Raw genomic sequence first — 15689 nt, forward strand, 5'->3', positions numbered from 1 at the left:
TTTCTTTAGCGCGCATGAGGTGTCCACCTGCAAAATAAGTGGGTGCTTAAGTTACAGGATCCTGGATTCGGGACCAGACGGTACTCAGACGACGCTTACAGATGATGAATTACCAGGGCAAGATTAATTATCATTTTTCACGTCAGAATTAATTACTGACCCCTCCTTAAAGAGAACGCACCCTGAATAGGTTTTTCACACTCAGGGAGTGTTTTTCATGAAAATGCCATTTTGCTGCCTGGCAGCACTGTTCCTTTCCGTCGGTGCCAGTGCCGGCACAGTGATATATACCGACTCCTCTCATGCCATAGCAGCAAATCCTGGTCCGGATGTCTCCGTTGTTGAGCTCGATGCGCCCGAACGTGCACAGGCGGACATTTTCGGTCAGTTATCTGCCGATCCCGTTCTTGCAGAACAACGTGCCCGGGCAGTGATCTCTTCCCCGAATTTCCGGCAGCAGCAACAACAACTGGCGGAAGCTTATGCGGGTGTCACTCATGCCTGGTCCCTCGGCCTGGAAAAATACCCGGCTGTGGTTTTTGATGACGTCTTTGTTGTCTACGGTACGACTGATGTCAACGAGGCAACCCGTCAGCTCGCTGCCTGGAAGGAGAAGAACCGATGAAATCTTTCTCCTTCCGCCCACGTCGACTGGCGATCGCCACATTGCTGGTTTGTTCCGGCACCATGGCCAGCGTCAATACAGCGAATCTTCTGGCCAGCGCGGCAAGTACAGACTGTATCAGCTGGCGTGTCAGTGGTATCTGCTACTGGTTATTGTGTACCCCATTTGGTTGCACGGTGAAAACCTCGGTAAAAGTGACACATTTCATTCCGGAGGCTGTGGTATCGGCTTACCTCAACCCCGGAGATAACCCCTGGACTGAAATGTCCACAGTTAGTAACGCCGCCAGCGGTGCTGAAGGTTCCCTGCTGGAAAGTGTGACGGGCGTGAGTACGGGGGGCGGTCGTCAGGAGATGAAAGCTCCCGGGGAGCGTAAGCAGAACCTGCATTTCTATTACGGTGACGCCTATGGCCATCCAGCTACGAAAGTTATTGGCGGTATGGTGCCGGGCTATTCATGCGACAGCGCTGCCACTCCTTTCATGCCCTATTTCAATAGCTCACTGGATGCTCTTGTCTGGCGAACGGGTGTCCCGGAGACCCTTTATCCCGAAGCACTCATCCCCGGGCAACGAGAAATCGGGGAAACCACATCCGGCAATATGTGGGGGAACGTTTATCCACGTAGCGGGTTTGTCACCCAGACAGACAGTTACAAATCAGCAGCGGTTGTAGTTCAGCGTGTCGCTGACGTCATTACCCGCTCCGGCCAGCTCCACGTCTACAACCCCCTTACGGGACAGAAGTCCCCGGGTTACTGGCCACCCGAGCCAGTAAAAGAAAATACCGGCACGAAAAACCACAAATGGCAGCGACTTTCGCCTCAGTTGTCCCAGACCTGTGCAGTGTTTCCCGACACCAATGGCCAGATAGCCCAGGACGGTAACTATGCCTGGGCATTGTGGCAACCGTACAGCTGCTGCAAACGTCGCGGCCAGACGTTCCTTTCCAGCACCGATTTCTCATAAAGGTTCAGAACATGAAAAAAGCAGGACTTTTACTGGTTTTTGCCTCGCTGCCGGCAATGGCAGCTGATATCTCTTTGTCTTCATCGGGGGCGTCAGTTAGCGGTAACGCTATCAGCGATGGGCTCTTTTATTCTATTGGTGGCGGTTCGGTTATTTCACCCCCGCCCAGTCGTAACAATATGTCCAGGATAGGCATTAATGGTGGCCTTAGCAGTGATCTGATGTGTGGCAATTTCGACATCAAAACAACCGTTGGCAACCAGCTGAATGGTATTACCAGCGGGTTTAAGGATCTGATGGGGAATGTGATTCAGGGGGCGACTGGTGCTGTCATGAGTATGCCGGCAATGGCTATTCAGCGCGCAAACCCCGGGCTGTATGAAATGCTCACCAATGGCGTTCTGCAGGCCGGTTTGAGCTTTGATAAAGCGATGTTGAACTGTCAGAGCATGTCGAAGAAGCTGGCTGATTATACCATTGGCAATAAATGGCAGCAGGTAGCTGTCTCTGAAGAGTACAAAGATATTGTGGCCACAAGTGGCGGCGATGCGGTTTCCAGCGACCAGAAACTGCAAAAAGCAACTGGAGAGGAAGGTGTGACGTGGGTCGGTGGTCAGAAAAGGGGCGGTAAGGGGCAGCCCGCAATTCAGCCCACTCGGGATCTGGCCAAAGCTGGTTATAACATGATGAACAATTTGCCAGTGACCAGTAACAGCAGTGTCGGCTCCTCGAGCTGCAATGGTACCGCATGCCAACGTTATAAATCTTCTGAAGAGGCCGCAGCGGCCGTTGTTAAAGTGCTTGGTGATCGTTCCATCAGGACTTGCCGGGAAACCAGTGAATGTACCAGTGGTGGAACCGATAACCAGCCGGGCAGTGCTGTCGCTGGTACTGGCTTTTCTCCCATCCTTGAGGATGCCACGAAAGAGAATCTGGAGCAGCTTAGTAAGCTGGTTAGTGGTGAACTGCAGCCCACCACTGATAACCTTTCCGCACTGAAAACCGGCAGTCTGGTTGTCACCCGCGGGGTAATTCAGGCATTACGTGACGATCCTGACAAAGCGGCCCTGGTTCAGCGGCTTGCCGGCGAACTGGCGATGTCCGATACCGTTGAAACCGCGCTAACAATGCGCAGGATGCTCACCACCGGTGAATCCGAACCTAATGCTGCAGAGCAGCCGGAAGCTATTGCCGAGGGTGATCGCCGCATCGATGCCCTCGATCGCGAGCTGACGGCGCTACGTAATGAGATGGAGTTACGCAAATCTATCAGCAATAACAGTCTGCTTACGGCACTGGAACGGCAGGGAACAAGGAATCAGGATAACCGTCTGCAGCAGAAAGCCGGTAACGAGGACCAGGGCTTCAGCCAGATGGGCCAGTCTCAGTCTTCCGGAGCAAACTGATATGAGACTTAACCCGCTCAGCGGCCATATTGGCCGCATTCTCCTTATGGTGCTGCTCATTCTGTTGATGACGGCCAGCATGTTTGCTATCGCAGCGGTATTTATGGCTTACGACCCTGATGGACACATCACACGGCGCTGGTTGCATGACAGCCGATGGGGACTGTTTGCCTGGCGACTGGTTCTTTATGGCTGCCTTATTACCGCCTGGATACTGAAGGTACGCCCACAGGCATTAATCCGTTGGCCGGACGGACGTCCGCGTCTTGTACGTATGGAACTGATGGGGGTGTTGTTCCTGGTAGCCACAGAATATGTGGCCTGGACAAGCGCTGTGTAAGGAGAGGACGATGACCGCAAACAGTTTTCTGGAATATTTTCTCGTTCTCTTTGGCTGGGTAATGAACAATGCTATGTGGAGCATTCTCAGCAATACGGGCCTTTTTGCATTGCCACTGGTGGTCAGGGTTCTTGGCGTCTGGCTGAAAGTGAGGGAGGAGGGGGCTGACGAGGGGAACAAAGGGCTTCTTGCCCTTCCGCGAATCGAACATGCACTGTATGTGTCTTATCTTGTGATGCTCTTTTGCTGCATTCCACTGTTGCCGGTGGATATCAGCACGATCAAGTTCGACAGTTCGCGCGCTAAACAGTGCGGCGTCAGTGTGCCGACACCACAGAATTCTGGCTACAAGGGACTCGTTAATGATTTTGACGGTCGTACGGCCGAGGTTCCAGTATGGTGGTATCTCCTGCATATGATGTCGAAGGGCACAACGCAGGCAATGATTGCGTCAATCCCATGCGGTACGAATTTGCGACAGATGCGTTTTGACGTTCAGAACACGAAACTGCGTGATCCTGTGTTGCTGCAGGAGGTCCAGGAATTTGCAGATCAATGTTACTCGAGAGCATATTTCAGACTGAAAAACAGCAACAGCCAGCTCAGTGATGCCACCATCAACTCCGTGGGCTGGATAGGTAGCAGCTACTTCCTGAATACTTCCGGATATTATGACTACTACACGGCTATGACGCCACGTAGCCAGTGGCCTTACAACAGTAGCCGGGACAGTGGCTATCCAGATACAGGTGCAGGTGGATATCCAACATGTAAGACGTGGTGGTCCGATGGTACTTCCGGGCTTCGCAAACGAGTTCTGGCCAGCTTTAGTGATAACACACGTAAGGAGGTGCAGCGCCAGTTCCCTGGACAGCAGTGGGAAGAAATCGCCCTACGCTGGCTTGTCAGCCCACGTAACGCAGATCTGTCCGGGGGCGGTACCACTTATGCTGTTGGCAGTAGCGATACAACCACCGGAGTAGTTGGTAATCTTACACGCCTTACCTCGTCTATTGGTCTTGGACTGAAACAGGTCGAAGCGTTACCTGGTTTTGATGCATTGAAACAGGCATTGCCAATGATTCAGGCATTATTGTTGATGATGGTAATCACGGTCATACCGGCATTACTGATGTTCAGCGCCTACGATCCGAAAACTATTTTTACTATCTCGTTCGCATTGTTCGCTCTTCAGTTCATCACGTTTTGGTGGGAGCTGGCAGGCTGGCTTGATGACAGATTGATCACCATCCTCTATGACAATATGGCTGAGCAGGGGATTGCAAACAGCTCGGTGCCTTTCGCGGCTTTCTTTAGTTCAACGGCTGATGGATGGATTATGAACCTGGTTCTGGGGATGATGTACTTGGTATTTCCCGCGTTTTGGGTAGGAATGCTTAGCTGGATTGGCGTTAATTTGGGAACAGCAATAACTACTGGATTAGAAAAAGGTGGTTCTCAACCACAGCAGGCGGGAGCCGAGGCTGGAAGAGGAGCTCAGCAGATTGTTACAGATAAAGTCGGGGGAGCTATAAAAGGAAGCTTCAAATAGTAGTATTCATTCTATAGAGGACTGCGCGATATTTGAAACGCGCAGTTCATCTATTATCAGTCCATTTCCTATCTTGATCTGCCCATTCAGCCCTTTCTTCTTCCCAACGTGCTCTCCATTCGTCATTTCGTTTTTTACGTTCGGGAGTTATGGTCAGAATATTTGCTATACCATCGAGTACGGAGGTTCCACATGCATTGGTTGCACTGGTTAGTGCAATTGGCTCAGGTTTTTTCCGCTTTAACTTGGACTCATCACAAACGATATTGCGGCGTTTTGTGGTGAAGCGCGCAAAGGTGCTGCTTAGGTCATCTTTATTGAAACCGTCTTCGCTCATGGCAATGACTCCTCATTTTGTCTAATAAATAAGCTACTAAAAATCCCCTTTACACGCAAATTATAAAGCGCTATTGGGGGAGGGTATCGGCTCACCTGCGCGTTCTTTGGCGGCGAGCTCCAGCCCGCAACATAAGAATATATGACGAAATGTTTCTGGATTACTAGGTGAATGCTTCTATAGTGGGATGACTTCTGGCATCACATGGAAAAGAAACAATGACGGTAGGATCACGCTGGTTTAAATTTGATTTTCATAACCATACCCCGGCCTCAGATGACTACAGAGTACCGGATCTCCAGCCCCGGGAATGGCTGCTGGCTTACATGCGACAGCAGGTCGACTGTGTTGTCATTAGTGACCATAACAGTGGGGCCTGGATTGACGTTTTGAAAGCGGAACTGGCGAACATGTCCCGGGACGCCAGTTCCGGTGAACTGGCAGACTTCCGGCCGTTGACTCTGTTTCCGGGGGTGGAGCTCACGGCCACCGGCAACGTCCATATCCTCGCAGTGTTGCACACCCAGAGCACCAGTGCCGAGGTGGAACGGCTCCTGGCCCAGTGCAACAACAACTTCCCTATTCCGCGTGAAACCCCCAATCATCAGCTTGTGCTCCAGCTGGGACCTGCGGGCATCATCAGTAATATCCGTCGTAACCCGGAAGCGATTTGTATCCTCGCACACATTGATGCAGCGAAAGGCGTTCTGACAAGCCTTACTAATCAGGGGGAATTGGCGGCCGCTTTTCAGGCAAACCCTCATGCTGTGGAGATCAGACACAGGGAGGAGGATATTACGAACGGGACTCACCGGCGTCTGATTGCGGATTTGCCATGGCTCCGGGGATCAGATGCGCACCACCCTGAACAAGCGGGAGTGCGCACTTGCTGGCTGAAGATGTCCGCGCCTGATTTTGACGGTCTCAGGCATGCATTACTCGATCCGGAAAACTGCGTGTTGTTCGATGATAATCCTCCGGAGGCACCAGCTTCACATTTGCGAAGCCTGACATTCAGGACCCGACTTTGCCGGCCGGCGGACCAGAATGGGGCCTCCGTCGAGTTCAGTCCGTTTTACAACGCGGTGATCGGCTCCCGGGGCAGTGGTAAGTCCACGCTTATCGAAAGTATCCGTCTGGCCATGCGAAAAACCGAAGGACTGACTGTGTCTCAAAGCAACAAGTTGAGCCAGTTCAGTCAGACGGGGATGGGCATGGAGGCGGATTCTTTCATCGAATGTGTATTCCGCAAAGAAGGCACCGATTTCAGGCTCAGCTGGCGGCCCGGTGGTCGTCATGAATTGCATATCTTCAGCGAAGGTCAGTGGGTGCAGGACAATCACTGGTCAGCAGACCGTTTTCCCCTCTCGATATACAGCCAGAAAATGCTCTACGAGCTGGCGTCGGACACAGGGGCATTCCTGCGCGTCTGTGACGAGAGTCCGGTGGTCAACAAACGTGCCTGGAAAGAGCGCTGGGATCAACTGGAAAGAGAATATCTGAATGAGCAAATCACGCTGCGTGGTCACTTGGCCAGCCAGACGATCGCGGGCACACTGCAGGGGGAGCTGTCTGATGCTGAACGGGCCGTCAGTCAGTTGCGGTCCAGTGCGTACTATCCAGTTTGCACCCGTCTGGCCACGGCCCGGGCTGAACTGTCTGCGGCGACTCTTCCTCTGGAGCATCATGAACAGCGTGTCGCTGGCCTGAGGGCGCAGGCGGAAGAGTCAGTACAAGTCCCGGTTCTCCAGGTGGAGGCGTCTGCACCACTGACAGCATTTATGACGCGTCTTTCGGACGTACAGCAACAATATGAACAGCGTCTTGACACGCTGTTGTTAGACTATGCCGCGGAACTCGATGCCATCAGGCAGGAGCCCTCTCTTCTCGCACTGGAAGAGGTGGTCCGCAACCAGGAGGAAACCGTACAACGTGAGGCTATTGCGTTACGGGAGCAGGGGCTCAATCCGAATGTCCTCGATGAGCTGATGACACGTTGCGAGTCGCTGAAATCGGAGCTGAGAAATTACGCCGATCTTGACGGGACGATTGCTGCCTCCGCAGCGAAGTCCGCAGAATTGCTGGCTGAAATGCGTAACCACCGTATGGTACTGACCGAAAAGCGGAAGGCGTTTCTGTCCTCCCTGTCTCTCAGCGCGCTGGAAATAAAAATTCTGCCGCTCTGTGCCCCGTATGAAGACACTGTATCTGGCTATCAGGCGGTAACCGGCATCGGCAACTTTGCCGAACGTATCTATGATAATGGTGACGGAAGCGGGCTGCTTCACGGCTTTATCAGTCTGCGTCCGTACAGTCCGATGCCAGCGGCTACGGAAAGCAAATATCTTGAGCTGGATAAGCTTAAAGCGCTGCATCTTGCTATCAATCGCGAGGAGCCGGGCGCCGGGGCAGAGCTTCACGGTGCTTTCAGAAATCGCCTTAAAGGTCTGAATGAAGCGCAACTGGATGCCCTGCAATGCTGGTATCCGGATGACGGGATCCACATTCGTTACCAGACACCCGGGGGAGGAATGGAAGACATTTCCTCTGCCTCACCGGGACAAAAAGGGGCGAGCATGTTGCAGTTCCTGTTGTCGTATGGCACCGATCCACTTCTGCTGGATCAACCAGAAGACGACCTGGACTGCCTGATGCTAAGCATGAGCGTTATCCCTGCCATCATGGCAAACAAGAAACGCCGGCAGCTGATTATCGTGTCGCATTCTGCCCCAATAGTCGTCAATGGTGATGCGGAATACGTTATCAGTATGCAACACGACCGCTCTGGCCTGTACCCGGGGCTTTGTGGAGCGCTTCAGGAGACGCCGGTGAAGGCGCTGATTTGCCGACAAATGGAGGGAGGGGAAAAAGCATTCCGTTCCCGTTATGAGCGGATACTAAGCTGAGAAACTGTACCATCCCTAGGGCAGACAGACGTGTCAGAAGAGTAGCACCTGCGTGCCATTGAGTGTTTGAAAACCCGAACATTGGCCCCCATCATGCTGTTGGAGGCAGCATGATGGGGGCCAATGAGGCCTGTGAGTTACCCTTTCCCCTGACAGCCATCACCAGAGTGTCAGTGGTGAGCATTGAGCCATGCAATCAGAAGTGCATCGCTACGGGAAAGCGTCCCATTTTTCAGCTGATTATCAATGGCTGTGTACAGTTTTTTTTCAGTGATTCCGTGAAGGGGGTTCAGTTCCCTGAAAACTGACTCACTGGTAAACTGGCACCGGGTAAATGCCTCCTCAGCGGTACTGACGGTTGGGTGGATCACCACAATATTAAACAACGCGCTGATGGTTGCCCGCAGATAGTGTTCAAGGTTCACCGTCAGCAGGTCAATGTGCGGGCTGGTGCCTGCATTGTGCACGATGGTGTTTCTCAGCAGATACAGGCGGTGAAGATGTCGGGTGACTTTCTCTGCATGCTGCTGCAGTTTATCCGCCATTTTCTCGGGTGACGCACAGATCCCGGCAAGCTTACGCACTCGGTACATGACATATGGAAAGTGCTGTAAATCTGCCTGAAGCTCACGGGCCCGGTCTGCATCTTTAAGAAGGGCATAGAGCTGCCCCAGCGGAAGTGAGGCAATGTCTGGTGTGCGCAAGGGGTGTCCCGGTTCTCGCAGGATGAAGCGAAGTACTTTTCTTAGTGAAAAAAGCTGTTTAACAATATAATCCAGCACCATGCAGGGAGCCACAACGCTGATGACATGCTGTTCATGAGATGGTGTGCCAGGGGCAACCCCTAGCGTTAATGATTCAAGTGCCGACCAGTAAGCGGTGAAACGACTCTCCTGAACCTGGCTTTCAATACCGTTACGGAAAAACCGAAATACGGAGCTGATTTTTTTACGGGACACATCCGGTGTATCTGTGAATAGCCGGTTCATCGCCACCATAAAGCGCGCAAACTCCTCGTCTGTTAACCGGTCCGAGTTTGCCTCGATTTCATTATCGAAGCGCGGCACTTCGGCTTCGTCTTCATCCCTGATTATCATGAACTGTTTCTGGACGGTGATATCTCCCTTACCCACCATGTAGGCAATAACATCCAGGGATTCACGAAGCATCTGACCGGCCATGTTACGGGCAGATGTGTCAGACATTGAGCAAACTGGTATATCGACAGAGAGGGAGAAGCGTTGTCGGGCTTCATCAAGTGGCCGGAACACACATCCGTTGAACTGCAGTGTGGGTCCTTGCGTGTTAAGCAGGGTGTGCAGTTTCTCACTGATAATAAACATCCGGACTGTTACGTCCCGGGTAGGTGTTACCAGTTTCTGCCGGAACGAGTGAAAGGCGGTCCGGAAAGCGTCCGGTTCAGTACTCACATTTCTGAAAATATTGATATACAGCAAGTAACATTCCGTAAGCGTCATTCCCCGGGTGAGGAGCACACTCATGACCCCGTTCGTCAGTGCGTAAATATCCCGCGCACAGTTTTCATCCAGAGGGTGCTCTGTAAACAGCTCCTGTTCAAGCATCTCAAGAGCCTCAGTGATATAACTGGCCTCGGTGATATCCGCCAGTTGTACGCAGAGGCTACAGATAAGACGAGGACGCTTTTCCACCGGGCTGCGAGTGGGGTCAACCAGCAGATCTCTGTCCAGAAGACTCACCAGTTGAGCGGGGATGTCCTCAAATGCCTCTCTCCTGAGAACTTGATCGGTCTCGAGTAACTCGAGCAGTTCTGTGGCCACCCGGAGTCTTATTTTATCGGCACTGAAACGATCTTCCATTTCGTAAAGAAACAGCAGTTCGCGGATTGTGTTGAGTGGATTGCTGTATCCGACACGGTCCGTATCCGGGCTGTTTTTATGGCAGAAGTTGGACCAGCATTCAGTAAAATAGAGCTGACGCTCGGTAAGCACGTCCCTGTTCAGACGTCGGTCGATACGCATAGGTCTGGAAATCTCTTGTACAGTGAGTTATGATTCATTCATACCATATTTAAATCATCTGCCGCCATGCGGGGGATGTCACCGAAAAAAACGGCTCTCCCTTCTGTCAGTGGCTCAGTCCCGGGAAGGCTCAGGGCCTCATATTCAGAAAGCCACCCTTACTGGTGGCTTTTTTTTCAGCAGTCCGGGATCCTTGTTTCACCTTGGCACTCCTAGAAATTGCAGGTTGTAAAGCTCACAGTATTACATCATTGCTAAAATTGCATTGTATTCCGATTTTGTCTCTGATTATGCAATGTTCTGTTTCCCTTCGATCCGAAAAAAGCATGTTCCGGATCTCCTGATCGTCACCGGCCGCTCATCAACCTTTTTGACAACATGTAGCGTCTTAACCAACTGAGTATGACGCTATATGTTGTGTTCTGCGCCCTGATGGTGACCGGACGCTCAGCATCGGAAAAGGTCGCTACGCTTATTCCAGCACCGTGGTACACTTCCGGAAAGTTACTATCTGGCAGAAAATCGGATCTCCCGAAAACGGGCACCCGGTAATTTAATGAAGTGCCTATATGGTTGCTTATAATTAACCTATAAACCATACCGGAAGTGAAAGTCATCAGGCGTGACGGACAGGCGCGTCAGTGGGTGATGATTGCGGTCAGGGATTATTTGATCGGTTTTAATTAAGGAGATTAGGTTACTGGAAGCTGAAGAACTGATAGATGATCTGATCGCAGACGAATACACACAGGCCTGGATTTGCTGGAAAGACCTCCCGACTGACGACGATGATGTCAGGATGACTGAGCGGCTGATCCTGGATACGAATGGGGTCATTATCGCTCGTCAGATTTGCCCCCCGTTAACTTACGGTTGGTCCCGGGTCGATTGGTCGTTAAGACCAGCTTTGTTCCCTATACCGGATCAAGCTATGGATCTGAATCTACACGATAGAGAAGAAGCTATCAGTACGGTTGTGTTTTTCGGATGTATATGAAAACGGGTTGCGGGATTTCTCAATAAAGCAGCGTAACAACTAAGGAGCTAAGGATGGGGCGTTCCACTAAGGTGATTATCAAGGGAAGGGAGTTTTCTTCCAAAAAAGCAGCTGTGGGGCATTTCATGGATCAGCGTGAAACAGTCAAAGAAGTGGGCCCGCTGAAAGAGGGAGAATTGTTTGATGAATTACGCGAGCTTTATCTGCGTTACTGCGAAGTGACCAGCTTTGATCTTAATGGCAGGATTATCTATGCCTTCAGTGTGGATTATGAGCCGCGACAGAACGGTCAGACCTGGGCATCACACCTGTGCTACTGGGTACATTTCTCGCCGAAGCAGAGTTTGTCCTTTTCGGTCAGAGAAGCGGTGGATGAAATTGCAAAAGCTGCTGCTAAACAAATTTAATGGCGGGCGGGATTTATGATTAAAGACATTCCATTGCTCTCTTTTGAATATCTGCATTACATCGTTGATAGTCTTGGATGGATGCTGCCAGTTTATTTATATCTCTTCAGTTTTATTTACGCATTTATTCATGAATCCGGACATGCCCTTATGGCCATGTGCCTGGGAACTCGGGTAACGCGCTTTCAAGTGGGGAAACCTATGTTGTTCCGGTTCAAAAGGGGCAGACTTATCCTGAAGTTTGGATTGCTTTTTCCGGACGGAGGTGTGAGTTACCACTATGCGAATGACGCCCCCAGGTGGAAAGTTATGGCGGCGGCGCTGGCTGGTCCATTATTGCCCGTGATTCTGTCAGTACCAGTTTTTACTCTTACCGGTATTCAGCCACTAATGGTCATTGCCGGGTTGATTGTAATGATACTGACTCTGGTTAACCTAAATCCCTTCATGATGGAAACAGATGGTCAGAAAGTTCTCAAGCATCTGCATGCCATAGTTCAGGGGCGGAAAGTCCTGAATTCCTGAGCAACTGTTACACGAGTTCCATCTACTTAGTTGAAAGGAATGTTGATGAAGATGTCTTTTCTTGGTCTGCCAAGCGAATATGTTGCCCAGTCACAGCTGTGGCTATCGACTATCCGGCGGCGCTGGCGCTGCGTCAGATGGCTCTTTTGTATGTCGAACTGCCGAAATACCTGCTGGCGCCGGAAGTGAGCGCGTTACTCCATTATGTCCCGGATCTGCACCGCAGAATGCTGCTAGAGACGCTTTGGAACACCGGCGCGCGCATCAACGAAGCGCAGGCGCTGACGAGGGGCGATTTTTCTTTGACGCCGCCTTGGCGTTTGTACAGTTGGCCACTCTCAAGCAGCGCACGGAAAAAGCGGCCAGAACAGCAGGGCGTGCGTTAGCCGACAGTCAGGTACATCTCTTGGTTCCCCTCTCAGATAATCAGTACGTCAGCCAGCTGCAGATGTTAGTGGCTAGCCTGAAAATTCCGCTAGAGCGTAAAAACAAACGTACCGGCAGAATGGAAAAGATACGCATCTGGGAGATCACCGACCGGACGGCAAGTACATGGGTGAATGAAGCGGTTTAAGCCGCTGCGGCCGACGGCGTGACGTTCTCCGTGCCGGTGATGCCTCACACGTTCCGTCACTCCTATGCCATGCACAAGCTGTACGCCGGTATTCCGCTGAAGGTGCTGCGTCATAAGTCGGTAAGCTCGACGGAGGTGTACACGAAGGTGTTTGCCCTTGATGTCGCTGCCAGACACCGTGTTCATTTTCAGATGCCTACAGATGAAGCAGTAAGTTTGAGGAAGCAGATTACTCAACATGTGGGGTAAACCGGCACTATACAGTTCAGCCAGAATTATCTAATCGAAGCGCGCGGCTGTATCTCGTCAAACAGATTTAGCTGAGTGACGCGCTCCTCAATAATAGATGCGGTGCGGACTTAGCCATGCCCTCTTGGCACACAGAAGATCTTTAGATCCGTCAAGGCTGTGGTTATGCAGACATCGTTCAGATTGTTAATGACAGAAAATAGTTAGAATAAATCTCCGCAGCAGAAATCAAGGCGTAGTGAGAGTGTTGTTGAGTCTGTCTTCAAGAAAATCACAACCTTTTACAAAATAGGTAAGACGTTACCTCCAGGGTTCGTGGGCCTATTTTCAGGTGCACTCTCTTTTTGCCAGCCTCCTGAAAACCTCTTTTCTGATAAAACTGGAACGTGGAACCCGTATCGGTGAAAAGATAAATTTTTTTTCCTTTTTCCCTGTCCTCAAGCTCTTTAAGCAGGAGGGTGCCAATTCCAGCTCCTTTCGTTTCAGGGGCGACGGCAAAAAAAGTAATTTCCCCATCGAATTGAGAGTAATGTGGGTTTTTCTGTAACATTTCCATATTGAGTTTGTCCAGTTCCGCACCGGAATGACCGTATAAATTGCTTATTATACATTCTAGTATCGCAACAAAAATCTGCCGCAAAATGGAACTATAGATTGCTGGCTGATCGTTCATTTTTGCTATAAGTACACCGTAAAGCTTGTCCCCTGAATAAGCTCCCATAAGATGAGTTGCATGTAATAACTCATAATTCCAGTAGTGTTGTATGTACAATAAAAGATGCAGCCTGCTTGATGTGTACCAGCTGAGATGCATGCCAGAAATAGCAAACTGTCTGGCTCTGCGATAGTCTTTCTTTTGAACTTCTTTAATGGTTATGTCCATGCTCAACTCTTATGAAATCCTGTTTGTTAAATGTTGTGGCTGACTTATAATAAACGGGGACGTGATTTTCTCATCGCCATTTTTTAATATTTACGTATGTTTACGAAAATATCTCCCGATCTTAACGGTTTCTCCGCAGTTTCTTGACTGAGAATTGACAAGCGCAGGTTAAATTGTCTCTTTCATTTATCCTGGGGTTTATTATCATGTTTTTAAGTAAATTAAAAATGTTTGAGTATCAGTTTAAGGTTTTCAGAACACTCTTCGTTAGCGATGAAGAGTATCGCAGGAAAAAATTCAAAAAAATTTTTGGTAAAGAAGTCGACCTGACATCACCGAAAACGCTAAACGAAAAAATAAATTACAGAATGGTTAATCAGCGAAGTGACTTTTTTACGTTGGTCGCAGATAAAATTTCCGTGCGCGATTATGTTGAACTTACCATTGGTCGTGAGTATCTTGTTCCTTTATTGGGCGTTTTCGAAAAGCCAGAAGAAATTGAATTTAGCAGACTTCCACTGAGTTTCGTTATGAAGTGCAATCATGACAGTGGAAGCGCAATAATATGCAATAATAAATATGACCTTGATCTGGAAAATGTCATGCGTCATTTTAAACAGCATCTCAAAAGAAATCCGTATTACACAAACCGTGAATGGCAGTACAAAAACATAAAGCCGCATATCTTAATTGAAGAAAAAGTAGAGTTGTTTCGTGGTAAATCGCGGGATACCACACCAGAAATGTTCAGAATACATTGTTTCCATGGCAGACCACACATTATTGAGGTCGACTTCACATCGGGCAATGGCAATGAGTATGTAAACATCTATAACCCAGAATGGGAGTTGCAGTCATTTACTCTGGGGTATGCCAACACACCGAACCCAATCGACAGGCCAGAATCCTTCAATAAAATGCTTAGGTTAGCCAGTAAGATAGCTATTGATTTTGACTATTGCCGTCTGGACTTTATGGCATCTGATGACGCGATATTTTTTAGTGAAATCACACTGACACCAGAAAGCGGTCAGCTAAAGTTTAATCCTCCAGAATGGGACGCAAAGCTTGGCCGGTTGTGGGTGCTTTAAATTATCTGGCGGCACAATGCCGTCAGATAACTGATGCCAGCGCTTAAAAATTATATAATGCACCAATAGTAAAAGTGATGTAATCATCCTTTTTAACAATCGGGCTTCTGTTTACACGGTTAGATAGAGTGGTGTAACGAAAATCAGCATATCCTGACCAGGAATCAGTGAAAGCATGCTGCCAGTTAGTAGTATAATCAATACTGCTTATTCCGCTTCCGGCATTGTATTTTCTGTTGCCTGAATTCGTACTTTGCCTTTCATTAACACCAAACCAGGTATTATTAAATCGCGCGTCACCGTATTTACCTTCCGAACTAACTGTCAGCGTATCTGTATCATTATTAAAGATGACGAGATTGACTTTAACGTTATACTGCATACCCTGTCTGTCAGTGGTGCAATAATATTTCCTTCAAAACCGACCCAGGGGGTTACCCACCATCCAGCAGTAGTCGTACTTGTTAATGCAGGCTTGATTTTCCCCATGCCTTTCAGTTTCTTCGACCCCTCCTGAATCCATGAGTTACCTTTATCAGTTCTCCCGGCAGAATATCCTAAAGCCTGACCAATATAAATACCATTATCAAACTGCCGGGTATAACCTGCCCCTTTTTCGGAGTTCAGAAACCAGGTGTCGTTACTCCATTCAATATAGGGCAATACGTTCGTGTTATATTTATCAGCCCCCGTATATTCCGGAGCATACTGTGCACCCAGTCCAATCGTTACGGATGGCGTGGCATTTTCAGATGCTGCCTGCGATGAAAATGACAAGATAACTAATGTCGCGATGGCAATTTTTATTTCCTTCATAAAACTCCCGAAA

At 49.7% G+C, this 15689-nt stretch carries 14 protein-coding genes and 1 pseudogene; 10 read left to right on the forward strand and 5 right to left on the reverse strand.

Features of this window, described 5'->3' with window-relative positions; genetic code table 11:
- Window positions 1-217: 217 nt before the first annotated feature.
- Genes ACMWLG_RS22805 through ACMWLG_RS22825 form a run of 5 tightly spaced genes read left to right on the forward strand, consistent with a single transcriptional unit; the run spans window position 218 to window position 4891 of the window.
- Window positions 218-625, forward strand: a complete 408-nt coding sequence (locus tag ACMWLG_RS22805) for a TIGR03757 family integrating conjugative element protein (protein WP_032676590.1) — start codon at window positions 218-220, stop codon at window positions 623-625.
- Window positions 622-1593 (forward strand): TIGR03756 family integrating conjugative element protein, encoded by a 972-nt coding sequence (locus ACMWLG_RS22810; protein WP_064373805.1) that lies wholly within the window; start codon window positions 622-624, stop codon window positions 1591-1593. The genes ACMWLG_RS22805 and ACMWLG_RS22810 overlap by 4 nt, the downstream gene beginning before the upstream one ends.
- 11 nt (window positions 1594-1604) lie before the next feature.
- The gene (locus ACMWLG_RS22815; RefSeq protein ID WP_231533119.1) at window positions 1605-2999 is read left to right on the forward strand and encodes an integrating conjugative element protein; all 1395 of its coding nucleotides are present in this window, start codon (window positions 1605-1607) and stop codon (window positions 2997-2999) included.
- Window position 3000: 1 nt separating this feature from the next.
- Window positions 3001-3339 (forward strand): hypothetical protein, encoded by a 339-nt coding sequence (locus ACMWLG_RS22820; RefSeq protein ID WP_032676594.1) that lies wholly within the window; start codon window positions 3001-3003, stop codon window positions 3337-3339.
- 10 nt (window positions 3340-3349) lie between these two features.
- Window positions 3350-4891, forward strand: coding sequence for a conjugal transfer protein TraG N-terminal domain-containing protein (locus ACMWLG_RS22825; RefSeq protein WP_231533121.1), 1542 nt, complete (start codon window positions 3350-3352; stop codon window positions 4889-4891).
- A 46-nt stretch (window positions 4892-4937) separates the two neighbouring features.
- Here ACMWLG_RS22825 and ACMWLG_RS22830 read toward each other — a convergent pair whose 3' ends face one another.
- Window positions 4938-5228 (reverse strand): hypothetical protein, encoded by a 291-nt coding sequence (locus ACMWLG_RS22830; protein ID WP_032676597.1) that lies wholly within the window; start codon window positions 5226-5228, stop codon window positions 4938-4940.
- 218 nt (window positions 5229-5446) lie between these two features.
- Between ACMWLG_RS22830 and ppl the strand changes: the two genes are divergently transcribed.
- A complete protein-coding gene (gene ppl, locus ACMWLG_RS22835) occupies window positions 5447-8134 on the forward strand; it encodes an anti-phage protein Ppl (RefSeq protein WP_231533123.1) in 2688 nt (895 codons plus the stop codon).
- A 170-nt stretch (window positions 8135-8304) separates the two neighbouring features.
- Here the strand turns inward: ppl and ACMWLG_RS22840 are convergent, their stop codons facing one another.
- A complete protein-coding gene (locus ACMWLG_RS22840) occupies window positions 8305-10134 on the reverse strand; it encodes a hypothetical protein (protein WP_414763037.1) in 1830 nt (609 codons plus the stop codon).
- A 1050-nt stretch (window positions 10135-11184) separates the two neighbouring features.
- Here ACMWLG_RS22840 and ACMWLG_RS22845 point away from each other — a divergent pair.
- From ACMWLG_RS22845 to ACMWLG_RS22855, 3 genes and pseudogenes are all read left to right on the forward strand, one after another.
- Window positions 11185-11538, forward strand: a complete 354-nt coding sequence (locus tag ACMWLG_RS22845; RefSeq protein WP_231533124.1) for a hypothetical protein — start codon at window positions 11185-11187, stop codon at window positions 11536-11538.
- Between the two features lie 15 nt (window positions 11539-11553).
- Window positions 11554-12063 carry a M50 family metallopeptidase gene (locus tag ACMWLG_RS22850; protein ID WP_231533132.1) on the forward strand — a complete coding sequence of 170 codons (510 nt, stop codon included), beginning with the start codon at window positions 11554-11556 and terminating at the stop codon, window positions 12061-12063.
- Between the two features lie 137 nt (window positions 12064-12200).
- Window positions 12201-12886: pseudogene (locus ACMWLG_RS22855) on the forward strand (tyrosine-type recombinase/integrase).
- Window positions 12887-13157: 271 nt separating this feature from the next.
- Here ACMWLG_RS22855 and ACMWLG_RS22860 read toward each other — a convergent pair.
- Window positions 13158-13769, reverse strand: coding sequence for a GNAT family N-acetyltransferase (locus ACMWLG_RS22860; protein ID WP_231533134.1), 612 nt, complete (start codon window positions 13767-13769; stop codon window positions 13158-13160).
- Window positions 13770-13975: 206 nt separating this feature from the next.
- On the opposite strand from ACMWLG_RS22860, the gene ACMWLG_RS22865 reads away from it, so the two are divergent.
- Window positions 13976-14860: an ATP-grasp fold amidoligase family protein gene (locus ACMWLG_RS22865; protein ID WP_231533135.1), complete on the forward strand. Its 885-nt coding sequence runs from the start codon at window positions 13976-13978 to the stop codon at window positions 14858-14860.
- A gap of 43 nt (window positions 14861-14903) precedes the next feature.
- Here ACMWLG_RS22865 and ACMWLG_RS22870 read toward each other — a convergent pair whose 3' ends face one another.
- Both ACMWLG_RS22870 and ACMWLG_RS22875 read right to left on the reverse strand, forming a co-directional pair.
- Window positions 14904-15242: a MipA/OmpV family protein gene (locus ACMWLG_RS22870; RefSeq protein ID WP_414763038.1), complete on the reverse strand. Its 339-nt coding sequence runs from the start codon at window positions 15240-15242 to the stop codon at window positions 14904-14906.
- Complete coding sequence (locus tag ACMWLG_RS22875; RefSeq protein WP_414763039.1) at window positions 15185-15676, reverse strand: MipA/OmpV family protein; 492 nt, start codon at window positions 15674-15676, stop codon at window positions 15185-15187. Before ACMWLG_RS22875 ends, ACMWLG_RS22870 begins: the two co-directional genes overlap by 58 nt.
- Between the last annotated feature and the right edge of the window lie 13 nt (window positions 15677-15689).

This window comes from Enterobacter sp. 01-M-02-SI-ECC, assembly GCF_047530595.1.
In the GTDB taxonomy this organism is placed as follows: Bacteria; Pseudomonadota; Gammaproteobacteria; order Enterobacterales; family Enterobacteriaceae; genus Enterobacter; species Enterobacter cloacae_M.